The organism is Ancylomarina subtilis (assembly GCF_004217115.1).
Lineage (GTDB): Bacteria > Bacteroidota > Bacteroidia > Bacteroidales > Marinifilaceae > Ancylomarina > Ancylomarina subtilis.
The window spans coordinates 170,801-196,036 of the sequence record NZ_SHKN01000002.1 but is presented as its reverse complement, the minus strand read 5'-3'; the positions used below and the strand labels follow the sequence as shown (position 1 = coordinate 196,036).

Sequence of the window (25,236 nt, the reverse complement as noted above, 5' to 3'; positions counted from 1 at the left end):
TTATCAAATAAACTCCCATCTGTGAAAGGCATATCCTTATATCAGCTCAACAATCAAATTAAATCGCATTTATCCAATGCCTTTTCGGATGAAATTTGGGTGATTGCCGAAATATCAGAACTGAGGCAAACTCAAACAGGACATTGCTATCTGGAACTAATCGAAAAAGACGAAAACACCGACCAGATTACAGCTAAAGCGCGTGCGACGATATGGGCATACACCTTTAGAATGCTTCATCCTTATTTCAAAACCAGTACAGGACAAACTCTTAGTTCCGGGATTAAAGTTTTGATAAAAGTTAGTGTCGAGTTCCAGGAAATATATGGCTACAGCCTAAATATTAAGGATATTGATCCCACATATACCTTGGGTGATATGGCTCGAAGGAAAAAAGAGGTTATCGATAAATTAAAACAAGAAGGTGTCTTTGATATGAATCGGGATCTTCTGTTTCCGGAAATTCCAAAAACTATAGCCCTTATATCATCACCAACGGCAGCCGGTTATGAAGATTTTGTGAATCAACTGGATACTAATTCACAAGGATATAAATTTCACCACAAACTATTCCCGGCTATTATGCAAGGGAATCAGGCAGAGGCATCTATCATAGAAACCTTAGAGAAAATATATGCTTACGAAGATATTTTTGATGTTGTGGTTATCATCCGCGGTGGCGGTTCAACTTCTGATCTCAATTGCTTCGATACTTATGCCCTGGCTCAAAATATTGCACAATTCCCAATTCCAGTCATTTCCGGAATTGGTCATGAACGTGATGAAAGTGTCGTAGATATGGTGGCTAATGTGAAAGTAAAGACGCCAACGGCTGCTGCCGAATTCTTAATCGATTGTTTTGACGAATGCGAAGCCTATCACGAAGGACTACAGGAGAATTTTATCGCCAGTATCCAGGATATTCTAATAGAATCCTCTGATCGACTACAGCAACTGTCACAAAAGTTCACCCCTCAAGTTCGTCAGATATTAGCCAACAAAAATAACCAACTGGATATGGCCAGACAAAGCATCATTGCTTCTGGCAAAAGTCTATTGCGTAACTCAAAACATCAATTACAGACTTACTCTTTCGATTTAAAGTTGAATATCAAGCATCTACTTGATATGGAACAAATGAATCTCAATCAATTTCTTTTAAAACAAAGAAACGTAAGTCGTCGATTTTTTAATAAACACAAACATCAACTCGAACTTTTCGAGCAAAGTGCCAAATACGCTGATCCTGAAAACATCCTGAAAAAGGGCTACACTTTAACACTTAACCAAGGTAAAATCGTAAAAGATGTCAGTCAACTGAAAGAAGATGATATCATCGAAACCAAATTTGCCAAAGGAAGTGTTGAAAGTCAGGTCAAACGGATAAAAAAATAAAGCTTTACGATAAATTACAACCATCTTAAGCAGCAATCTTAATTCCAAAATCTTAAATAATTAAAACCATGCCTAAAAAGAAAATAAACTACCGCGAAGCCATTACTGAAATTGAAGAAACCATTCAGGCAATTGAAAATGAAGAATTGGATGTGGATCAACTCTCTGACAAAGTAAAACGTGTTTCTGAACTTTTAAAAATCTGCAAAGAAAAACTTCACAATACCGAAAAAGAAGTTGAAAATATTTTGAATGAAATGGAAGAGTAAATAATTATGAATTACTGATTAGGAATTGACGCAAAATGATCAAAAGATATACTCACATCATAATGACACGATTTATTTTAAAATACTGTTTCATCACTTACCTCCTTTTAGCCTATATTTCTGTCTTTGCACAAAATTATAGTGATCAAAAGCTGGTTGATACTTTTGTAGAGCAAGATATCTTTAAATCAGCGAGCATTGGCATTGAGATTCGGGATCTAAAAACAGGTGAAATTTTTGCCGCTCACAACTCAAAAAAGAGCCTGACTCCTGCTTCAACACAAAAGCTACTGACAACAGCGGCAGCCCTTGAAATTTTAGACGCCAATTTTCAATTCCAAACAGAGGTTATTATCACTGGCCGAATTGATAAAAATGGCATTTTGATGGGGAATCTCATCATCAAAGGCAATGGAGATCCTAGTCTGGCATCCAAATATTTTCCTAAGAATAACCGCTTTATCTCTTCGATATATCAGGAGCTAAAAAAAAATGGAATTCATCAAATTAATGGCAAGCTGATCGTTGATACAACTTGCTACAAGAGCTCTGTGCCACGCACATGGATTTGGGAAGATATAGGGAATTATTATGGAGCGGTACCTCATGCAATAAGTTATAAGGACAATACTTACACACTGCATTTTGAGTCAAAAGAAGCCGGACAATTTACCAAAATTATAAAAGTTGACAGCAAACAAAGTGGCATCACATTCTCCAACCAAGTGATGAGCTCAACCATCAATAAAGACCGAGCTTATATCTTTGGTGGTCCAACAGATTCGCATAGACTTGTCGAGGGAACCATTCCTCAAAATCGCTCTGACTTTAAAGTAAAAGGTGCCGTATCAAAACCTGATATGGTTTTACTTTCAGACTTGAATAAGGTTCTTCAGGCTGGAGGCATCCCAATTAAAGAGCAGGATTTTAGAACAAAAACTCAGAAAACCTTACTGATATTCAAGTCGCCTCCCCTATCTGAAATAGTCGCTTTAACCAATCAAAAAAGCATCAACCTGTTTGCTGATCATCTTTTATTTCAAATTGGGATGAACGAGAAAAATGAAGGATCATGGCAATCGGGCATCAGTGCTTTGAAAGAATTCTGGCAATCAAAAGGCCTTGACTCCACTAGCTTATTTCTGTTTGATGGCAGTGGTCTATCCCACTTTAATGCGATATCAGCTCAGGCTTTAAATCAAGTCCTGGCACATATGAATAGAAGTGAAAATGCAACATCCTTTTTCAATTCACTACCTATTGCAGGTCAAAATGGCACACTCAAAAGTTTTGGAAAACAAAGTGACTTGGCAGGGAATTTCAGCGCAAAAACAGGGAGTATGACGGGCGTCAGATCTTATTCCGGAATCCTTAAAAGACAAGATGGCACACCCGTTGCAATTAGTCTAATCATTAACAATTACTCATGCCATACAAAACTTCTAAATGAAGAACTAAAGATTTTACTGGTAAATTTAGCCCGTAAATAAATATTAAATAACAGAGCCTGAAAAAAAAAAGCTTCACCGATTTTCATCAGTGAAGCTTTTCTATATATTGTAATTTCTCCGTTAGAAGAAATAGTATAAACCTACAGAAATACGAGTGTTTCCAACCCAGTGAGAATTGATCACCTCAGCTTTCTCATTAATAGCTCCATCAGTAGAATCTGCATATGCAGCAGCCGTATATTCAGCTTCAAGTTCTAGCTTTAAGTTGTTAATCTTTTTTGACACACGAGGCGCAATACGATACAACTCGCCAATATTCTGACTACGACTATAGATCATATTTGAAACAACCTCATCATCAGCGCCGTAATTTTTTGAATAACCGGCCAATAAGGCAAATTCATAGTTGTTTTTCTGATATGAAAAGTCAGCCCAGGTTCCTAACACTTTAATTGGTGTGTAAGAAGCTTCGTTGGTTACAGGATTTAAACTCTTAGCCGCATAACCACCTAACATTAACACATCGGTCATATTCGATCCGTAAGTTGCTTGTGCTTTAATTGTAAGTGGCTTGAAATTCAACTTGAAATAACCCATTAAAGCCCATGAAGAAAGGGTTTCGTCATTCTTCCAAGTTTGAAGATCGTTATTCTCTTCAGATCCTGTTGTACTCAAAAGTGAAGGTTTAATAGTCTTGTATTCAGCACTAGCTCCTATCAAATGCTTTCCTGCATAATAATGAACCTGTCCTTGTATAATTGGCAAACCAGCATTTCTTAAATATCGGTTACCTGCCCCCAAAGGACCTGTACTTGTATAATCACGCTCAGATGCCAAAGCTGCTAAAAATTTCCAATTTTCTGTTTTATGAGTCAAACGTACTTGCGGATTACGAGCAAATGGCTTAAAAGGCAAACCAGCATTGGCTCCTACGGTTCCTGGAAAAACTTCAGCAACAAAAAGTGGCGACCAAGTCTGACCAATCAATAAAGAGGTTTTTCCCCAGTTCAAATTCACAAAGGCATGACGCAAACGCATACCATTTACATCAGATTCGGCATTACCGATAAACTCAGCCTCTAATAAACCATTGGTTTTAGCACCTAAGATATCCGGACCTGTGATTTTTGCATTCACACGCGACTGAATAACAGCCATATTATAAACGCCACCTTTGTTAATATCTTTACCACTAGCATCCAAAAGTTCATCCTTAGGATATAGCAAAATAAAGCCCTCACGAGCACTTACTGTTTGGCGAGTATCATATGTGAACAAAGAGTGTACATAGCCCCCGAATTTTACGTTAATAGGCTTTTTCTCTTCTGTGGATTGTGCAGACAACAGACTTGTGCTGCAGAAAAATAGAATAAATAAAAATAAATAGTTGTTGCGATTCATAGCAATTGCTTATAATTTAAGATTTGCCGCAAAGGTAGTTTTTTTAATGAGAGTTAAAATGTGTTAATGAGAAGATGTGACGATTTGAGGATAAGATGAAGTGATAATCTAGATATGGAAGAGTTACACTTTGCTTGAATGATAAAAAAAAACCTCTAAGGAGTTCAATCCTTAGAGGTTTTAAGAAAATTATAATACTAGGCTAGAACATAAAAGAAGCTCCCAATTGTAACACAGAAGAATATATTTTCCCTTCACCGTCAAAAGCCTTAGATAAACCTCTGTTGTATCTGATATCAAGAGCAAATTCTTTTGTTACTTTTAATGAAAAACCTAAATTCAGACCTAATTGTAAACTATTCATAGCATCCTTCATATCTTCAGTATCCCCGTCAGCCTCAGCTTCAGCACTTAGCAATATACCCAATTGAGGTCCAGCATAAAGACTTACAAAATCATTCGAACCAAGATCCATCTTCAATAAGATCGGAATATTTAAGTAATTAGTGTTGAATTTTACTTTATTGTCAAAAACATCATCAAATTCTGCCCCTTGAAATGAGAATAAGAATTCCGGTTGAAATGACAATCTTTCAGTTATAGGAGAATTAACAAAACCACCAAAATAAAATTTTGTAACGGCATCATTACCTCCAGTATCATCACCAACGTAATCTGCAAAATTCAAACCTGCTTTTGCACCAAATTTTATATCTTGTGCATAACCATAAGAAGTGATTAGAACACAAATAATAACTAATATTCTCTTCATAATATTCAAATTAAAATAAATGATTAACACTGTAAATCTATTTAATTATCTCCATATTATGATCTGTCAAATCTGTCAAGTTGTAGAAATGCTATTCACTATAATCATACATACTGAATGTATTCAAAGCCATTATAAACCGCCACAATTCAATTGTAAGATTAATACTCCTGATAAACAATCAACGATGGCCCTTCAAAATCGATACGAAAGCTATCCCCCATCGATTCATTTAAAGTACCTTGCCACAACATGTCCAGTTTCTGATTGGTTAGTTCGTAGCGTAGGTTAGCTGTCGTGATAATGGTTTCTGCTTGAGGAGAGAATATTGAAACTTGTTGCCCAATATAAGAATCGAAGTTTCGGGAGCGCATAACAGGTGTGAAAATCCCATAATCAGTCAGCATTTTCACCTTCATCTTTTTCGTATAAGATGGCAAAAGAAAAATATTACCAATCATATGATCATCCCGTTCACCCGTAGCACCAACAATGGTAATATCGTTGATCTTATTCATCAAACACCAGTTTACCGCTTTGGTTAAATCATTGGTATCCTGATTCGAAAAATGATGGATAATATCCTGATACTTGCGTTTTAAATCATTAGAAAGTGAATCCAAATCACCCACAATGGCATGAGCTTTTATACCCGCAGTTTCAAGCTTATTAATGGCTCCATCGCAACAAACCAGGCATTCCGATGTTTTTAAAATATTCAAGGGAATTTCATGAACCGGAAAACTACCATTGGCTAATATTACTGCTGATTTTAATCTCATTTTCTATATTGTAAACTTATGAGTCACAAAAATAGGGATTTGCATTAGAATGCTTTGGACTTTAGCATATCTTTTTTCCACTGATAATAACCATACAAAGCCAAGACCGTATAAAAGGCAAATAAAATTGAAGTCGGATATAAACCTTTGTAAAGATACAATCCCATGGATACGGCATCAACAAGGACCCAAACCAGCCATTGTTCAAGTATCTTTCGAGCTAACATCCATGTGGCGACAATACTTAAAGCAGTTGTAAAAGAATCCCAGTAAGGTATAGGAGAATCGGTATAATTGACCAAAATAAAAGAAATGCCCATATAAATAAATAAACTCGCCAACAGAAGTTTAAAAAAGAGACCTACACTTAAATTGACCACAGGTAATTCGTCTTCATTCTGCCCTTTCGAGCGTGACCAATGGAACCAACCATATATGCTGATAAAGACATAATAGAACTGAAGCCCCATATCGGCATAAAACTTAGCAACAAAAAACACATAGATATACATCAGTGCAGAAAACAAACCAACAGGCCAAAGCCATTTGTTTTGTTTGATTTCTAAATACAGAAAAATAAAGCCTGAAAGCGTTCCTATTATTTCAACACTGTTTGCACTGATCCAATCTAACATCCTATTTTTATATCTAACCAAGCTGAAAGGACTCTCTCTCAGCTTGGTTTTAAAATTAGTAACTAAATTATTATTTAGAGTATTTTCCCTTTTAAAATGTAAGACTTAAGCCTGCCATAAAGTTAATTCCAGCCTGTGGGAAATAGCCATCCATTGGATAACGTTCGCCACCTGTGATGTATGAATACACCCATGCATTCGACTCGTACTCTGCATCAAATACATTATTAACCAAAAGATTAAATTTTAAACTCTCAGCAAATTTTGGTTTGAATTCATATGAAAAGTTTATATTGGATACGGTGTATGCATCCAAACTTCTGTCATTATTTGATGAATTATCAATGTATTGCTTGCCTACATATTGAGAAATAAACTGAGCGCCAAAACCGGATTGTTTGTAAGCAAAGATCGAATTCGCTGTAACATTAGGTGAAAAAGCAATATCTGTTTTGCCTAAGTCAAACAATGTATTTCCCCCTTCATCCCAATTCTCTACGCCTTCTGTGAAGTTTTTGATTTTATTTTCACTCAAAGATAAATTCCCTTTCCACGAAAACGATTTTGTAATATTGGTCGCTGCACTTAACTCAACACCTGTTCGATAAGACTTATCAACATTCATCATTAAAGCAGCCCCCACATCATTAACTCCCCCGGTCAAAACTAACTGATCCTTATAGTCCATATAGAAGAAATTCGCCTCAAACAAGAAATTTGCTTTTGATAACTTATAAGTTAACTCGTAATCAAATAAGCGTTCACTCGTTGGAACTTTCCCCTCTTCAATATCAATATAATTACTCCTGTTTGGTTCACGATTAGCAACTGAAAAAGAAGCAAACAAGCGATGATTCTCATTGATTTCATAATTCAAACCTACTTTAGGATTAAAGAATAGAAAATCATGGTTCTGAGTAATATTTCTTAAATCAGAATCGATGCCTTTAATTTTATAGTCAATTCCTCTTAATTGCATATCAGCATATAAACTCAAATAATTATCTACAGCAACATTGGCTTTTACGTAAGCATTATATTCTTCTTTGGTTCCATTATTATCGTAGTAATGATCACCCAGGAATGCATCCCCGGCATTTTTCATCCAACGAATTTCACCAAAGTGGTCACCATCATATTTGTTCCAGCCACCACCTGCAACCAAATCAAGCGATTCCATTTTCTTCGAAAAAGAAAAAACAGCTCCGTAAAAATCATTATCCAACCATTTACGACGGATAACATCAGTTTTTTCAATCGTTTCGCCTCCAATAACGATTGGCGCCAAACCATACTTTTTAAGCTTATCATTTTTCTTAAACTGCTCGTAATAACCTTCACCTTGTGTATAATGGAAAGCCAAATTGAATTTTGTATTATCCGCAAACAGGTGTGTTAAGAACAAACGATAATGCTTCTGCCAATAATTATCGGTCTCATTATTATAGGTGTACTGATTGTACGTTCGTGAATCAGAAGCCAACATATGATCAACCACTTCCTGACTAACTAACCAATGATCAGCATAACGTTGCATTCCTGCTTCATCATTTTCCAAACGAACTTTAGGTACTCCGTTCCAGGCTTGATACGTTTTTTCCTTCCCAACAATCACATTGGCTTTCACGCTGGTTCTTTCACCATAATATCCAGCCGAAACATAGGCCGACTGCAAATCAGAACTGGCTCTATCAATAAAACCATCCGATGTAATTTTAGACAGACGCGCATCGAAAGCAAAACCTTTCTTCAATCCGGTTCCAAGTTTAACGGTATTTTTAAACGTGTTGAATGATCCGGCAGAACTTGAGATTTCTGCATAAGGCAGGGCATTCACATTTTGTGTTTGCATATTGATACTCGCACCAAAAGCACCTGCTCCACTGGTTGATGTTCCCACACCACGCTGAATTTGAATATCATCGAGAGATGATGTAAAATCAGGCATATTTACCCAGAAAACACCATGTGATTCTGAATCATTCAAAGGAATACCATCAACAGTTACATTGATACGATTGGCATCTGATCCTCGAATACGAAAACCTGTATATCCAACACCCGCACCAGCATCAGTTGTAGTCACAAAAGAGGGGGTAATTGATAAAAGCATAGGAATATCTTGCCCAAGGTTACGTTTCGACAAGTCTTCATTACTCACATTGGTCACCACAACCGGCGTTTTTGAATCCGCTCGGGTTGCTGACACCAAAACCTCATCTGCCAGAATAGCTGAATGTTGAAGAATAAAATCAAGAGTTAAATCCGATTCAAGATCAACCTCCTGAGTCTGAGACTCAAAAGCCAAAAAGCTCGCAATAATTTCGTAAGAACCCGGTTTAAGATTTTCAATTCGATACTCCCCTTCTGAATTGGTCGAAACACCGTGATTGCTTCCATTAATAACTACGGCTGCTCCGGGAAGTACATTACCATCCTGATTAAATACTTTTCCTTTGATTGTGAGTTGTGAGAATCCTGTAAAACAGAAAAATTGAAAAACAAGCAACAATGCTAGTTTTGCACAAAAAGATTTAGATTTGATTGTAGACATTACAATAAAGTTTTTTAGGCTGAATAGATCAGCATTCGATAAAAAAATATTGCAATGAGGTTCTTAAGATGAGATATCAGGCGAATAGTAATTTCGCAATTCCCTACGCCGGCATTATCCGGATCAGGTGTAAGAAACCGAAGTTAATCTGTTTCTAAGGGTATAATCTCAGCCCGTTTATTTAAGGCACCCCACTGTTATTAGTGCGCAAAGGTAATTTGATTTCCTTAAAATACAAGTCTCAATTCATTTCAATACAAAATGATCTAAACTTTTCATTATCAACAAAGATACAAGGAATGTCTGATAGCAAACAAAGTCGCTGGCATAAAAAAAGCACCCTTAAAACTTGGGTGCTCTCATATTTAAAGACTTAACAATCCTCTATTTCTCACTAACAACTTCCTTTACTCCCATAACTTCAGTTAAAGCTTTAACAAAGGTTGCTTTTGGGAAAGCCCCTTTTGCCATTTGGGGTTGCCCTTTGGCAGGAATAAACAAAAAGGAAGGAATACTTGTGATACCAAATGCAGCCGAAACCGCTCTGGCCTTATCCGTATCCACCTTATAAATTTGAATGGCATCGCCATATTCCTCTTGTAATTCTTCAAGAATTGGCGCAACCCTTTTACAAGGACCACACCAGGTCGCATAAAAATCAACAATTACGGGCTTATCACCTTTAAACACCCATTCCTTTTCCTTCACAAAGTCAAAAACTTTTTCTTTAAAACCTTCATCGTCTAAAGCTATCACTTTCGATTGAGAAAAGCTTGCAAGACTAAGGAACACGAAGCCTAACAGGAAGGTTGATTTTATTAAAATTCTCATAATTGTCTGATTTAATATTAATGCTCAAATATACTTGAATATTCTTATTTCAGAAGATTATTCACTCACGCCTAAAACATCCTTAAAAGCTTGTTTGAAGGATTCTTTAGACAAGGCACCTTGAGCCATTTGAGGCTGGCCATCCTGTGGCACAAATAAAAGTGAAGGAATACTTTGTATACCAAATACAGAAGACAATTCTTTTTCCTCTTCGGTGTTAATCTTATAGATCTCCAATTTGTCACCATACTCCTTCTTCAACTCTTCCAAAACAGGAGCTACCGCTTTACAAGGGCCACACCAGTCTGCATAAAAATCAATCAGACAAGGTTTATTCCCTTCAAATTTCCAATCCTTATTATTTTCGAAATCAAACACCTTTTCCTTGAAAGATGCTAATGTTAAATGTTCTACCATGCTTATTAAATTTAAAAATGTAAATATGTTACTTTTTGCATATCAATTAGCATGCCAAGAAAATAATCTGACAAATTGCCATTCGTTAAAAAACAATATGCATTCGAATCATCTTTAAATTGATACAATTTCATTAGAAAGCTGATTATCTATTCTTATATTTTAGAATGATCCTAAATAATTGTATTTTTGCCCGATCAAGGAGATATTCGTTTCAAACTTGAAACCTATAAGGGCTTAAGCCAAACCGAACACGCTCCTGAATTGATATTTATATAAGATTATATTGTGAAAAGATTTTTAACACACCCCATATTTCCCATCCTTTCAGATATTGTAACTGAAGAAAACCTGGAATCCTACGTTATTGGAGGCTTTGTTCGAGACCTTTTTCTTGAAAGAGAATCAAAAGACATTGATGTTGTTGTGATAGGCAGCGGCATTGAATTAGCTAAAAAAGTGGCCGCCAGAGCAGGTAACACTAAAGTCTCTATTTTCAAGAGTTATGGTACGGCCATGCTTAAATACAAAGGCTTTGAAATCGAATTTGTAGGCGCACGCAAAGAGTCCTATCAAAGAGATTCACGTAATCCGATTGTAGAAGATGGGACACTGGATGATGACCAAAAACGTCGGGACTTCACCATTAATGCCTTGGCATTAAGCCTGCATAAAAATAACTTTGGTGAACTTCTTGATCCCTTTGGAGGCGTAGATGATCTTAATCGTAAGATTATTAAAACCCCGCTTGATCCCATTATTACTTTTTCAGATGATCCTCTGAGAATGATGCGTGCAATTCGCTTTGCAACACAATTGGATTTTAAAATCTCTGATGTGACTTTCGAAGCAATAAAAGCCAATAAGGACAGAATTCATATCATTTCGAAAGAACGAATCATTGAGGAAATGAATAAGATTGTGATGTCTAAAAAACCATCAATCGGTTTTAAATTGCTGGATGAAGCGGGCTTACTTCAGCTAATTTTCCCTGAATTCGACAAACTGAAAGGTAGAGAAACACGAAATGGGATTAGCCATAAAGATAATTTCTACCACACTCTTGAAGTGCTTGACAATTTATGCTGCCATTCTGACAATTTGTGGTTACGTTGGTCGGCTTTACTTCATGACATTGCAAAACCAAGAACGAAGAAATTTGTCAAAGGTATTGGTTGGACCTTTCATGCTCACAACTTTATAGGTGAGAAAATGGTCCCCAAGATTTTCAAGAATATGAAACTGCCTTTGAATGAAAAAATGAAATTTGTTCAAAAGATGGTTTCCTTGCATATGCGCCCTATCGTTTTGGCACAAGAAGTTGTAACCGATTCAGCGATTCGCCGTTTATTATTTGATGCGGGGGACGATATCGAGGAATTAATGCTGCTTTGCGAAGCTGATATCACATCAAAAAACGAAGCCAAGGTGAAGAAATTTCTTGACAATTTTCAACTGGTTAGACGCAAACTAAAAGAGGTCGAAGAAAAAGATGCAATCCGAAATTTTCAACCACCTATCAGTGGTGAAGAAATCATCAGCACGTTCAACCTTTCTCCTTCTCGTGTTATCGGAGATATCAAAACAGCTATAAAAGATGCGATTCTCGATGGTGAGATTCAGAACAACTACGAAGAAGCCTATCAATATATGCTCAAAAAAGGGAAAGAACTGGGTCTAAAAACCGACAAAAAAAATTAAATAAAAAGCTCGAATGTTTCATTCGAGTTTTTTTATGTCAACACTTAAAAACATAATTAAAAAACATATTAAAATTTTAAAAGAAAAAGCATATTATATCTACTTTTGCGGCGTCAAAAAAAACAATCCCAATAACCCAAAAATACAGCAAGCATGGCTTACGTAGATAATACAATGATTATTCGAAGAGATCTGGTCGCCAATATGGCAGAACTCTTTAACGATGAAAAACTTGTTTCTAATCTTGATAGGGTTCCCCTTCAGATGGCTCCCAGAAACAGAGAAGATGCTGATCGCTGCTGTATATTTAAGGAAAGAGTCATCATTAAAGAAAAGTTAATTCCACTTTTGGGTTTCGAACTTGAAGATGATCGTGATGAGCTTAAAACACTGGGAGAATACGCCACAGAAGCTCTTGAGAGAGAAAATCCTATCGAAAAGATATTAACTGTTGTTGACGAGGCCTGTACCGCGTGTGTTCAAAATTCATATATCGTAACCAATTTGTGCAAAGGCTGTGTCGCTCATCCATGCATGATGAACTGCCCTAAAAAAGCAGTCAGTTGGAATGCAAATGGTCAAGCTCAAATTGATCCTAAAAACTGTATCAATTGTGGAATTTGCATGAATGTTTGCCCGTATCACTCCATTATTTTCATGCCGGTACCCTGTGAAAATGCCTGTCCCGTAGGTGCTATTTCTAAAAATGAGCATGGTAAGGAACAAATTGATGAAGAGAAATGTATTGATTGTGGCAAATGTATCACAGCTTGCCCATTTGGTTCAATCATGGAGAATTCTCAAATCGTTGATGTGATGAAATCACTAAAATCAGAACAAGAAACAATCGCTCTGGTTGCTCCCGCACTCTATGGTCAATTCAAATATAAAACAGAAAATGTTATTGGTGCCATCAAAGAACTTGGTTTCCATGATGTAATTGAAGTTGCTAAAGGTGCAAATGTCACAACCGTAAATGAAGCGGATGAGTTGCTAGAACGTCTGGAAGATAAAGCTCCATTTATGACCACATCCTGTTGTCCTGCTTATGTTTCAGCAGTAAAAAAACACATCCCAATGATGGAGCAGTACGTATCACATACAAAAAGTCCGATGTATTATACGGCTGAATTGGCTAAAAAACAATACCCAAATGCCAAATTGGTATTTATTGGACCTTGTATTGCCAAACGTCGCGAAGGAATGGCTGATCCCAATGTGGATTATGTGATGACTTTTGAAGAACTTTCCGGTTTGTTTACAGGATGGCATGTTAATATTGATGGCAATCCGATTGAACTTGATCGAAGCATTAAAAATCACGGTCGTGCTTACGCTGCCAGTGGTGGGGTTGCTCAATCTGTTTTAGAAGTAAAACCATACGTAAATATCAAACCCGTTATTGTAAATGGCTTAGACAAAAAGAAGATTAATATGCTTAAAGCCTTTGCCAAAACGGGGAAAACCAGTGGTAATTTTATCGAAGTAATGGCATGTGAAGGCGGTTGTATTGCAGGACCAAGCTCCCATTACGATCCTAAAACGGGAATGAAAATATATCAAAACAATTTGAAGGAATTTCCTGAAGATTTATAATCCTCAATTCAAATCTATTTACAAAAAAAAGCTTGGCTATTCGCCAAGCTTTTTTTATAGCTCTATCCCAATAAATCTATGTTGAGAGGTATTTTTTTAAAAGGTCATTTTCTTATCAAATCGATAAGACACAATCAGCAAAATAAGAGCAACAAATGCAGGTACAAATTCGCCATCATTAACAAGCCAATGAGCCGACAAAGCAAGTACAAAATCAAAAAAGAAACCTGCGTATGCCCACTCTTTTAAAAACTGAGATTTCTTTGTGAGAATAGCGATGATTCCTAATATTTTAGCAACTGCTAAAGGATAAATGATATAAACAGGAAACCCCAAATGAACAAAGGTCTGACTCACCATTTCATACTTAAAAATATACATCGATGCAGACATCAACATCATAGCAGACAATAAGCCCGTCGCTATCCAATAAATAATCACATTCCGCTTTTCCATCTTCTTCGATTTAAATTTAGAGAGATTTATTACACACAGTTAAATATATTCATTTTCGACTGATAAACAATATATTACAAAACAAAACCCGTGTTTTGATTCGAACCCAATACTTTTCTCAAACAAAAAAAGCAAGTGAAAACCACTTGCTTTTATCTCCTTTTCAAATCCTATTTAGATCTGTTAACACCCTTAAATAATTAAAAAGTGAGTGTAAATGTTGTTTTTTCATCGGGTATAGAATGGGCTGTTATCGTACCGCCATGTAGACGTACAATCTGCTTTGAAAGAGCCAATCCAATTCCGGACCCCTTCGGTTTAGTGGTGAAGAATGGGATAAAGACTTTATCCAACACCTCCTTTATTATACCTTGACCGTTATCGGTAAGCTGAATCGAAATCCTACCACGCTTATTCAAATAAGCTCGTAAACTTAATTTAGGATTCTCTGTATGCTCAAGTGCATGAATAGAATTCTTTATCAAATTTATCAATACCTGCTCAATTAAAAGTTCGTCAGCAGAAAGTTCAATCGTTTCAGGATCAATACTGATATCACACTCAATATTTCTATGTTTCATCTCTTCTTTCATCAACATATGGATGTTATCGAAAAGTTGCTTAACAGGAAAAATACTAAAGTTCGGATTCGGTATCTTAGTTAAATTTCTATAGGTATCAACAAAATGCAATAAACCTGAACTTCGTTTTTGGATCGTTGATAAGGCCATTTTCACTTCTGTGATAGTCTCTTGATCTTTCTCATCAAACTTACTGACATTATTCATTCCAAAGTCGTCGAGAATTGTAGTCAATGTATTCGATAAAGAAGAGATAGGCGTAATGGAATTCATTATTTCATGGGTCAACACTCGAATCAGTTTCTGCCATGATTCTATCTCCTGTTCCTCAAGTTCATACTGGATATTCTTAATCGAAACCAGAATAACCTGCCTGTCGTTTATTTTAAATTCGGTAGCGTAAATGGCCAACTGCAGAATATCATCATTATCGTTGACTTTGATCAGCGTATTTTCACCATGCTTCAGTTTCAGAAGGGCCTCAACAAATTCAGGACTAAAACTCTCTAAATCCTGAATCTTAGTTAAATTACTAACTTGAAACAGTTTCTTAGACGCATTATTTATCATCTCAACCGAACCATCTCGATGAAATGCGATCAATGAAATTCCAATATGCTGAATGACGGTTTGCAAGTAAAAATAATGCTCTTCTTTCTCCGCTCTAATTTTCTGGAAATCAGAAATTACTGCATTAAAAGACTCTTGTAATTTATCAAAAGAGCTCCCTAAGCCCTGTACCTTAAAATTTCTTGTAAAGTCAGAATAACGTATCGATTCAAGGAAGTTTTTAAGCAACCTATTCGTCTTTTCGACGTACTTTATCATCTCGTATATCTGATAGATAATCACAAGAAAAATAAGACTGGCTGTCGTATAATAGTTATTCTTTGACAGAACAAAAGCCAATAGAAATATTGCAGCCGAAAGCGCCACAATCCTAAAAATAAAATTAAGTCTGAAGCTTTTATAAACCATATTTTTCTAGTCTTCGATACAAGGATGTTCTAGTTAAACCAAGTTCTCCGGCTGCTTTCGAAATATTTCCCTGATTGGTTTTTAATACTTTCTGAATGATATTCTTCTCCACTTCTTCCAGATTATAACTATCCAGCTCAACATCGCTTTGCTGTGAATGCCCGGTGTTTATCTGAAAATCGCTTGGCTGTAAATTATTATCATCAGCCATAATAACCGCACGCTCCATCAAATGCTGAAGTTCACGCACATTTCCAGGCCATGAATAGTCGTATAATTTATTGATGCAAGCTTTTGAAAGTGGACCAAAACTCTTCTTATACTTCTTTGCATAAATTTTCAAGAAGTGTTCAGCCAATAATGGAATATCCTCATATCGCTCATTAAGTGCCGGCAAATTAATCTCTACGGTATTAATTCTATATAGCAAATCCTGTCTGTAATTCTCCTCAGCGACCATCTGAAGAATTGGCATATTGGTTGCGCAAATCAATCGAATATCAATAGGAATTGGTTTGTTTGAACCCACACGAATAACTTCTCGTCTTTCAAGAACCGTCAGTAATTTAGCCTGCATCGGTAAAGATAGGTTTCCTATTTCATCCAAAAACAATGTCCCCCCTGAGGCAATTTCAAAACGACCAGGACGATCTGCTCTTGCATCGGTAAAAGCACCTTTCACATGACCAAACAATTCACTTTCGAACAGGTTTTCATTAATCGCACCCAAGTCAACACTAACAAAAACTTCATCCTTTCTAGACGAATTGCGATGAAGGGCTCGCGCTACGAGTTCTTTTCCCGTTCCGTTCTCGCCTAGGATCAACACATTTGCATCAGTTACTGCCACCTTTTGTATGGTTGCAAAAACCGTTTGCATTTCGGGTGAAACGCCAATAAAATCATTAAAGGGCTGATCCAGAACCGCATTCAACTCTTTTTGTTTGGTTTTCAGCTGTGTCACCTCTTCTTTCGATTTTCTAAGCTTAATCGCTGACGAAATCGTAGCCATTAACTTTTCGTTTTGCCAGGGCTTTAAGATAAAATCAGTTGCACCAGCTTTAATAGCTTTTACAGATTTTTCAACATCACCATAGGCCGTAATGAAAAGCACAACTGCCCTGGGATCAATCTCGAGAATTCGATTTAACCAATGATAGCCCTCCTGTCCGCTAATAGCATCCTTGGTAAAATTCATATCCAAAAGAATCACATCATAATTTTCCTGTTTCATCAACTTCGGTATTAATTCAGGATCTGATTCGGTATGTATCAATTCGACATGCTGCTTCAACAGTAACTTCAATGAAAATAGAATATCTTCATTATCATCAATTGCTAAAATTTTTCCAACTTTATTCATTGTTTCAGATTTTATATCTTGGTTGCTCAGTTCTAATCCAAGCGTTTTTTTAATTTAAATGTGTCCAAAATCGAACATCAAGATAGGACTAAAAATCCAAAATCAAAATAAAAACGTTCGATTCCGTACAAAACTTGTTCGAAAATCAATCATTTTTCAAATCAAAAAATGATTAAATTACAGCACGACAGACTGATATACAGAAGACAAGACCTTTTGGCATGAAACTAGCTGATAAATAAACTCATAACGTAACAGAGTGCAATGTTAAACTCTATTTATTATTATAAAAATTTCAGTAATTTAAAAAGCAGATATGGATAGTCATAAATAATCTTATTTTCGCAAAAAATCAACTTAATTTTTAATAACATATTGGACTCTGACACTTCTTTAATGCTCAAAACAACAGATACTCAAAATTAATGTTCAAAATTTTTCTAAATACTGTTCTTAGAAAGCTTTATCTCCAAAAGGGATATTCACTGATCAATATTTTAGGTTTAGCTACAGGAATTACGTGTAGCTTGCTTATTTTACTGTGGGTTGAGTACGAATTAAGTTTTGATGCATTCCACAAAAACAAGAATCAGATATACTGTGTTTACGAGAACCAAAATTACGCTGACGGCGAAACATTCACCGTTTATGCAACCCCTGCTCCACTTGCCAGCAATCTGAAAGAACATATTGTCGAAATTGATAAGGCAACCCGTATTTCAAGAACATGGGGAAAATTGATGCTGAGCACTGAAGAATCAACTTTTGTTGAAAAATCGGGATTATGTGTTGACTCAGATTTTTTCAAGATGTTTAGCTTTCCCGTTCTTCTTGGCAACCCCAACCTGGTTATGCCTGATGAACATTCAATTGTTATTACGGAAAAGATGTCAAAGCGCTATTTCGGCGAAGACAATCCATTGGGAAAAACCATCAGCATCAATACAAACCTGAAATATCATGTCAGTGCGGTTCTTGAGGATTCTCCCAAAAATTCGTCCCTCTACTTCGACTATTTATTACCTTTCAACTTCATTAAAGAAAATTGGGGTTTCAATCTAAACAACTGGGATTCCCATGCATTCTTAACGATGATACAGGTTAAGAACAATACCTATATTCCATATTTAGAGACTCAGATTAAACCCTATATCAAACAAAATTTAGAACAATCCAATACAGACCTGGCTCTCCAAAAATTTTCTGATTATCATTTGCATTCAATCAGTGGTAAAAAGCTTAGCCCTATTCTTTATGTCAGAATCTTTTCCATGGTAGCCTTTATTATCCTACTGATTGCATGTTTCAACTATATGAATTTATCCACAGCACGTTCGGAACGACGAGCTAGAGAAGTTGCTGTCAGGAAAGTTGTTGGTGCACACAAAAGAGGGTTATTTGCTTTATTTATGGCAGAATCAATATTCATCAGTTTGCTTGCTTTTGGATTAGCGGTTGTTTTGGTGGAATTACTCCTCCCCTTTTTTAGAGAACTAACTCAGAGAGATTTATCACTAAAACTATCGAATCCAATTTTACTGCTATCTTTTGCAGCTGTCGCTCTGTTCACAGGTTTTATTTCGGGAAGTTACCCTGCTATATATTTGTCATCATTTAAACCCATCCGAATTCTAAAGGGTAAATTATACAGAGATTCCCACTTTTTTCGTAAACTGATGGTTATTGTACAATTTACAATATCGGTGGGTTTAATTATCTGCACAAGTATTATATACAAACAATTAGATTTTCTTCAAGACAAAGATATTGGTTATCAAAAAGACAACATCATCTACATTGAGATGTTGGATAATTTTCAAAAGCACTACCCCGGTTTAAAGGAAGATCTGATTAAAATACCTGGGGTAATCAAAGTGACTGCTGCCAATCAGATGCCCATTAATTTTACAAATTCAACACCTGATATTTCCTGGAAAGGGAAATCGGAAGATGCAAAAGATGTCTTATTCCAGTTAAGTTTCGTCGATTATGATTTTATTGAAACTTTTGAAATGGAAGTGTTGCAAGGACGTACATTCTCATCAAAACAAGGAGCTGACAGCCTGAAGCTTATCATTAACGAAGCTGCTGCTTCCGTTATGAATATGAAACCCATAATTGGAGCGAAAGTCAAAATTTGGGACTACGAAGGCGAGATCATTGGCATGGTCAAAAATTTCAACTTCAACAGCCTACAAGTTGGCGTTAAGCCTTTACTGATGCTTATCAGCTCCGATGAATTTAAATATATCGCAATTAAAACCACGGGAAGCGAACAACCCATTATAAACAAAATCAGAGAAATTTGGAGTCAATATTTTCCAAAAATCCCTTTTTCATATCGCCTTTTAAAAGATGATTTCTCTTATTTATACAAAGCTGAATCGCGCATGAGTCTGGTTTTTATTTCCTTTACCCTAATTGCAATTATCATTTCAGCTCTGGGCTTATTTGGTTTGTCGTCATACATTATTGAACAGAAGTATAAAGAAATGGGTATTCGCAAAGTCTTTGGAGCTGAATTTCAAAACCTATTTAAATCATTCCTTTTCCGCTTTCTGAGATGGATATTACTGGCCAACTTTATTGCCTGGCCAATTGCCTATTTTCTTATGCAGTGGTGGTTAGCTGGTTTTGCTTATCGCATTCATATTTCGTGGTTGGAATTTTTGGGAGCTGGTCTTCTATCTATCCTGATAGCCTTTGTATCGGTTTTTTATCAGAGCTATAGAATAGCAAAAATTACACCTATAAAAGCAATTAGATACGAATAAAATCAAACACTATTTTTCACAATCTGAACTTTAAAATATCATGATAAAAACAAACAACTTAATGAAAAAATTCAGAACCAATGAGGTGGAAACTACGGCTCTGAATAATGTAAATCTGGAAATCAGTGAAGGTGAATTTGTCGCTATCATGGGGCCTTCTGGTTGTGGGAAATCAACGCTTCTGAATATTCTAGGTTTATTGGACAACCCTAGCAGTGGAGAACTATTTTTCTATAACGAACGCGTTGACGGCTACAACGAGCGCCAACGAACCAACCTTAGAAAAGAAAACATTGGCTTTGTTTTTCAAAGTTTTAATTTGATTGAAGAACTTACCATTTACGAAAATGTAGAACTCCCCCTACTCTACATGAAAGTTTCAAGTTCTGAACGTAAAAAACGTGTCAATGAGACTCTGGATAGAATGAAAATCATGCACAGAGCCAAGCATTTCCCTCAACAATTGTCAGGAGGACAACAACAAAGAGCTGCCATTGCCCGAGCTGTTATCACCAATCCTAAACTTATTTTAGCCGATGAACCGACCGGAAACCTTGACTCTACCAATGGTGAAGAAGTAATGAATCTACTGACTCAACTCAACGAGACAGGGACAACCATCGTTATGGTAACCCACTCCCCTTCAGATGCTGATCGTTCACATCGAATCATTCAACTTTTCGATGGACATATTGTAACTGAAAATATGAGACAAAAACTATAATCCATTCAAATACAAAACACCAACTTATGGAATAAACGAACAATCCTATGCTCAAAAATTTCCTCAAAACTATTATTCGAAATATATCCAGGAATAAGTTCTATTCCGCCATTAACATGGCCGGATTGTCCATAGGATTAGTCTGCACAATCTTAATCACTTTATTTATTCGCGATGAATATTCCTACGACAAATACAACCTGAAACACGATCGGATTTACCGAATTGGATCTGACTTTGTTCTCAACGGGAATCGCGATCGTACGGCCACTTCAGCTTTACCTATGGGGCCAACCTTTAAACAATACTTCCCTGAAGTAGAAGAATATGTTCGGTTTATACCAACGCGAAAACAACAAATAAAATATCAAAACAACGATTTTTACGAGGAACATATTGCCTATACGGACTCCACTCTTTTTGATGTTTTCTCCTACAATTTAATAAAAGGTGACCCTAAAAAGGCACTTACACAACCTTTTTCTGTTGTATTAAATGAAACGCTGGCTAACAAATATTTCGGAGATGAAGATCCTATTAACAAAGTCATCTGGGTTGATGACACGTACAAGTTTACGGTCACTGGTGTTATTAAAGACATCCCATCCAATTCGCATTTTAGGTTCAATATCCTGTATTCCATAAGTACTCTGGTTGAACAAAGTGGTGAGGATGATTTTAACACAACTGATCCAATTGCGTTTTGGAATATTAGCTATTACACCTTTATCTTACTCAAAGAAAACCATTCTATTGATCAGGTCGAAAAAAAGTTCCCGCTTTATTATGAAAAGTATATGACTGATTTTGGTGAGCAATTTGGTATTGATTTCAAAATCATATTTCAAAAACTTCCAGACATACATTTAAAATCAGATTTAAACTGGGATGCCCCCACGGGAAATATAAAACACATCTACATTTTAATGGTTATCGCCATATTTATCCTTTCAATTGCGGGAATCAACTATATAAATATGGCCACTGCCAGATCAAGCAAAAGGGCCAAAGAGGTTGGTATGCGCAAAGTTGTTGGCGCACAAAAAGAGAACATTTTTCGTCTGTTCCTATTGGAAAGTTTAAGTCTTACTTTTGCCGCCCTAATTATTGCGATCATAATTGTAGAGCTGATTCTTCCGTTTTTCAATATGTTCCTCAACAAGAACATGGTTCTAAGCATTTTTCAAACTCCGGATGTCATCTTATCTATTATCGCAATAGCTTTATTCCTTGGCATTGTATCCGGATTTTACCCCGCTTTTTATTTATCCTCATTTCAACCCGTATCTATTCTTGAAAAACGGCGAAAAGCCAGAAGTGGGAATAAGCTTTTAAGGCAAATTTTGGTTGTTTGCCAATTTACAGTTTCTGCTATCATGATTAGTGGGACGATCATCGTCATTACCCAGCTCTTCTTCCTGAAAAATATAGATATGGGATTTGATAAAGAAAATATTGTTGTGGCTCCAATTCGCGACTCATCTCTCAGAGTAAGAATGGATCTTTTTAAAACTGAACTAAAGAAAAACCCGAATATTGAAGCTGTTGCGACCTCCAATTCCTTAATCGGGTTTTCGAATTCAAAAACCGTTCACCTTTACGAAGAAGCCAACGGGATGAAAGAATATGCATTAAATTTTAATGTAATTGACTTTGATTATATCGATCTAATGAACCTTAAATTGATACAGGGACGCAAATTCAGCAGAGCAATTAAAACCGACTCAACCTCAGCTTTTATAATAAACCAGTCTGCAAGTCGAAAATTTAAATGGGGCTCCAACGCCATTGGTAAAAAACTGCAATTTGGCGTTGCTTTTGGAGAACACAAAGATGTGAGATCAGGTAAAGTCATTGGCGTCATCCACGATTTTCATTATCAAACACTAAGTACAACAATAGAACCACTCAGTTTATTTATCTCTGAAGAACCTGAAGATAGAGATGTTATCCATATTAAAATCAAAAAAAACAAACAAAGTGAAAGCATAGCCTACATCCAAAAAATATGGAAAAGCTTTAGCCCCAATCATGCATTCCATTATTCCTTTTTGGATGATAAAATTGATAAGAGATTTAAAACGGAAGAACGCTTAACTCTCATATTTATTATTTTTTCAGTCATCAGTATTCTAATCGCTTCAATGGGACTGTTTGGCCTATCATCCTTTATGACTGAACAACGCAAAAAAGAACTTGGTATCCGTAAAGTCTTAGGTGCATCAACCAATCATATTGTTTCGCTATTAACTCAAGAATTTCTCAAACTTATAATCATTTCTAATTTTATCGCTATCCCTATTGCTTATTGGGCTCTTAACATTTGGTTACAAGATTTTCCTTACAGAACCATTATACACGCATGGGTATTCATAGCAACCCTGGTTATCACACTCATCATCGGTCTTTTTACTGTGTCATGGCAATCGTTCAATGCCGCAAAATCAGATCCGATTATGGTAATTAAATACGAATAGTTATCTAATAAACATCATATAAAGCAACACGATGAGAGAATTATGCATCCCGCTACCTATCAATGTAGGAGCAGAATTAACCGAAGTTGAGGTTAAGATTGAGTCGAAAAATCTTAAATGCCTATACCGCTTAGAATCATTTCCATGGGAAGTTGGTGAGCATGACATTAAAGATGGTATTACAGAAGATTTATTAAAGATCTATCAGTTAAAAAAAACAATTGCTGACTACGATAAAACCTGGGAATTAATGCAAATTTATCCCCCTATCGAAGCAGCCAAAATCATTCAAATTCTGTTTAGAAAAAAACAATAAAAAAAAAACGATTCGTTTCAAACATTTGCACCAAATCGTCCCCTTACAGAAAGTGCAGAATATTATTAAAAAGAGAACAATATTTTATTTTTTAGATCAGCTGTAACTTTTGAGACGCCTGTTCGTTTAATAAGCAACTTGAATTTTTTAATGCTTACTTACAATGAAAACATCTCAACACACTCAAGCCTGGTTGAAGCTAGTGACTTTATTTACTCTGCTTACCGGACTCATAATCGAATCCAATCCATTATTTGCACAAAGCAAGTGCATGCTATACGGAAGTATTACTACTGTTGAGGGAAAAACTTACGAAGGTCCAATTCGATGGGGTGACGAGGAAGTCTTCTTGTCTGATATCTTCAATTCTGAAAAGACTTCAAACCCCTATATAAAATACCTGAACAAGTCAAATTTCAAGACTAGCTACAAGTCTTCATCACATTCAGACAATTGGGTCAACATATCGATTCACACAAACAGACAAAACACAGGTTCATTTTCCAGACAATTTCAATGCCGGTTTGGTGATATAAAATCCATTACGGTAACAGGAAGAGAAAGCGTTAATTTAGAACTTAAATCAGAAAAATTCATTAACCTAAACGGCGGCTCCAATGATGTAAACACACGAGTATCAATTCTAGATATCGAATTGGGACTACTCAACGTAAATTGGAATAAAATCGATATCATCAAGTTTTTCCGCCCTACTCAAAAACCAAACGACTCTTTTGGACAAGGCATTTATGGCAAGCTCACAACCACTCAAGGGGAATTTACAGGATTTGTTCAGTGGGATCACGATGAACGATTATTGGATGATAAATTGGATGGCAACTCCTCTGATGGCAATCTTAAGATACCTTTCCGAAAAATAAAATGCATTACAAAACAAGAAAACGCCTGTCTGGTAAAACTCAACTCGGGAAGAGAAATAAAACTATATGGCAGTAATGATGTCAATAACAGTAACAAGGGAATTATCATGAGCCTACCCAATATTGGAAGGGCTGATTTTCACTGGAAGCATTTTATTTCGTTTGAAATTATGAACGGGGTTGCAACAGAAAACTTATGTGACACATTATTCCCTGACAGCGAAAGACTTTATGGTAAGGTTTACACAAAATCCGGAAACGAATTTGAAGGCGTTATTGTTTATGATTTAGACGAAGCCATGGACTCAGAATTATTAAATGGTTATAATGATGATATTAAATTCTCTATACCATTCAGAAATATTGAGAGTATCAAACCAATGGCTGAAGACTATTCTTCCATTGAACTCAAAAGTGGAGAAAAATTATTTTTGGGCGATCAAGCTGATGTATCCAATAAAAACGCGGGCATTATTATTTTTACATCCTCAGATTCATACCATATAATAAAATGGGATGAGCTTGAAAAAATTGTCTTCACAGAATAGAAGACAAGTCTCATTAAAAGACACGAACAAACGACCACACAAAGCTTGAATTCATTCAACTTTTGTGTGGTTTTCTTGTTTTAAAGAACGATATACGCATCATAATCCACACAAAATGAACACATAATAATTTTAAGATCCTGATTAAGCCGAAATATTAGACAGCTTTTAGTATTTTAAACCTGAATTCTCATTTTTTCATCCACGAACCAAAAAATCAACCTATATGTTAATCCCTCAAAATATTTTTACATGTCAAAACATTCCATTAGTCATGATTTTGATGCTTTTTACAATTAATTAGCTTATTTTTACATCACATACAGCTATTCCT

20 protein-coding genes are annotated in these 25,236 nt (G+C 36.0%); 10 read left to right on the top strand and 10 right to left on the bottom strand.

Annotated elements, in window-relative coordinates; genetic code table 11:
* Positions 1-21: 21 nt before the first annotated feature.
* From xseA to dacB, 3 genes are all read left to right on the top strand, one after another.
* Entirely contained in the window at positions 22-1,395 is a 1,374-nt protein-coding gene (xseA, locus tag EV201_RS11740; protein ID WP_130307844.1) for an exodeoxyribonuclease VII large subunit, read from the top strand.
* A 68-nt stretch (positions 1,396-1,463) separates the two neighbouring features.
* Entirely contained in the window at positions 1,464-1,664 is a 201-nt protein-coding gene (gene xseB, locus EV201_RS11735; RefSeq protein WP_130307843.1) for an exodeoxyribonuclease VII small subunit, read from the top strand.
* Positions 1,665-1,726: 62 nt separating this feature from the next.
* On the top strand, positions 1,727-3,154 hold the full coding sequence (dacB, locus tag EV201_RS11730; protein ID WP_165389643.1) for a D-alanyl-D-alanine carboxypeptidase/D-alanyl-D-alanine endopeptidase: 1,428 nt from the start codon (positions 1,727-1,729) through the stop codon (positions 3,152-3,154).
* A gap of 81 nt (positions 3,155-3,235) precedes the next feature.
* Here dacB and EV201_RS11725 read toward each other — a convergent pair whose 3' ends face one another.
* From EV201_RS11725 to trxA (EV201_RS11695), 7 genes are all read right to left on the bottom strand, one after another.
* On the bottom strand, positions 3,236-4,516 hold the full coding sequence (locus EV201_RS11725) for a hypothetical protein (RefSeq protein WP_130307841.1): 1,281 nt from the start codon (positions 4,514-4,516) through the stop codon (positions 3,236-3,238).
* A gap of 202 nt (positions 4,517-4,718) precedes the next feature.
* Entirely contained in the window at positions 4,719-5,288 is a 570-nt protein-coding gene (locus tag EV201_RS11720; RefSeq protein ID WP_130307840.1) for a porin family protein, read from the bottom strand.
* Between the two features lie 161 nt (positions 5,289-5,449).
* Positions 5,450-6,070 carry a thiamine diphosphokinase gene (locus EV201_RS11715; protein ID WP_130307839.1) on the bottom strand — a complete coding sequence of 207 codons (621 nt, stop codon included), beginning with the start codon at positions 6,068-6,070 and terminating at the stop codon, positions 5,450-5,452.
* 44 nt (positions 6,071-6,114) lie between these two features.
* Positions 6,115-6,705, bottom strand: a complete 591-nt coding sequence (gene pnuC, locus EV201_RS11710) for a nicotinamide riboside transporter PnuC (protein ID WP_130307838.1) — start codon at positions 6,703-6,705, stop codon at positions 6,115-6,117.
* 91 nt (positions 6,706-6,796) lie between these two features.
* Positions 6,797-9,259 (bottom strand): TonB-dependent receptor, encoded by a 2,463-nt coding sequence (locus EV201_RS11705; RefSeq protein ID WP_130307837.1) that lies wholly within the window; start codon positions 9,257-9,259, stop codon positions 6,797-6,799.
* A 384-nt stretch (positions 9,260-9,643) separates the two neighbouring features.
* A complete protein-coding gene (gene trxA / locus EV201_RS11700) occupies positions 9,644-10,090 on the bottom strand; it encodes a thioredoxin (RefSeq protein ID WP_130307836.1) in 447 nt (148 codons plus the stop codon).
* A 57-nt stretch (positions 10,091-10,147) separates the two neighbouring features.
* A complete protein-coding gene (trxA, locus tag EV201_RS11695; RefSeq protein ID WP_129252286.1) occupies positions 10,148-10,507 on the bottom strand; it encodes a thioredoxin in 360 nt (119 codons plus the stop codon).
* 288 nt (positions 10,508-10,795) lie between these two features.
* Between trxA (EV201_RS11695) and EV201_RS11690 the strand changes: the two genes are divergently transcribed.
* Together EV201_RS11690 and EV201_RS11685 are read left to right on the top strand one after the other, a co-directional pair.
* Positions 10,796-12,208 (top strand): CCA tRNA nucleotidyltransferase, encoded by a 1,413-nt coding sequence (locus EV201_RS11690; protein ID WP_130307835.1) that lies wholly within the window; start codon positions 10,796-10,798, stop codon positions 12,206-12,208.
* Positions 12,209-12,361: 153 nt separating this feature from the next.
* Positions 12,362-13,804 carry a monomeric [FeFe] hydrogenase gene (locus EV201_RS11685; RefSeq protein WP_130307834.1) on the top strand — a complete coding sequence of 481 codons (1,443 nt, stop codon included), beginning with the start codon at positions 12,362-12,364 and terminating at the stop codon, positions 13,802-13,804.
* 96 nt (positions 13,805-13,900) lie between these two features.
* Here the strand turns inward: EV201_RS11685 and EV201_RS11680 are convergent, their stop codons facing one another.
* The 3 genes from EV201_RS11680 to EV201_RS11670 all read right to left on the bottom strand — a co-directional run bounded on the left by EV201_RS11680 (position 13,901) and on the right by EV201_RS11670 (position 17,182).
* Positions 13,901-14,260 (bottom strand): DoxX family protein, encoded by a 360-nt coding sequence (locus EV201_RS11680; protein ID WP_130307833.1) that lies wholly within the window; start codon positions 14,258-14,260, stop codon positions 13,901-13,903.
* A 200-nt stretch (positions 14,261-14,460) separates the two neighbouring features.
* Positions 14,461-15,819 carry a sensor histidine kinase gene (locus EV201_RS11675; protein ID WP_130307832.1) on the bottom strand — a complete coding sequence of 453 codons (1,359 nt, stop codon included), beginning with the start codon at positions 15,817-15,819 and terminating at the stop codon, positions 14,461-14,463.
* On the bottom strand, positions 15,809-17,182 hold the full coding sequence (locus tag EV201_RS11670; protein ID WP_130307831.1) for a sigma-54-dependent transcriptional regulator: 1,374 nt from the start codon (positions 17,180-17,182) through the stop codon (positions 15,809-15,811). Before EV201_RS11670 ends, EV201_RS11675 begins: the two co-directional genes overlap by 11 nt.
* 425 nt (positions 17,183-17,607) lie before the next feature.
* Between EV201_RS11670 and EV201_RS11665 the strand changes: the two genes are divergently transcribed.
* The 5 genes from EV201_RS11665 to EV201_RS11645 all read left to right on the top strand — a co-directional run bounded on the left by EV201_RS11665 (position 17,608) and on the right by EV201_RS11645 (position 24,902).
* The gene (locus EV201_RS11665; RefSeq protein ID WP_130307830.1) at positions 17,608-19,956 is read left to right on the top strand and encodes an FtsX-like permease family protein; all 2,349 of its coding nucleotides are present in this window, start codon (positions 17,608-17,610) and stop codon (positions 19,954-19,956) included.
* Between the two features lie 61 nt (positions 19,957-20,017).
* Positions 20,018-20,680 (top strand): ABC transporter ATP-binding protein, encoded by a 663-nt coding sequence (locus EV201_RS11660; RefSeq protein WP_242610488.1) that lies wholly within the window; start codon positions 20,018-20,020, stop codon positions 20,678-20,680.
* A 47-nt stretch (positions 20,681-20,727) separates the two neighbouring features.
* On the top strand, positions 20,728-23,157 hold the full coding sequence (locus tag EV201_RS11655; protein WP_130307828.1) for an ABC transporter permease: 2,430 nt from the start codon (positions 20,728-20,730) through the stop codon (positions 23,155-23,157).
* A 31-nt stretch (positions 23,158-23,188) separates the two neighbouring features.
* Complete coding sequence (locus EV201_RS11650; protein ID WP_130307827.1) at positions 23,189-23,473, top strand: hypothetical protein; 285 nt, start codon at positions 23,189-23,191, stop codon at positions 23,471-23,473.
* Positions 23,474-23,636: 163 nt separating this feature from the next.
* Positions 23,637-24,902, top strand: a complete 1,266-nt coding sequence (locus EV201_RS11645) for a hypothetical protein (RefSeq protein WP_130307826.1) — start codon at positions 23,637-23,639, stop codon at positions 24,900-24,902.
* Positions 24,903-25,236 lie beyond the last annotated feature (334 nt).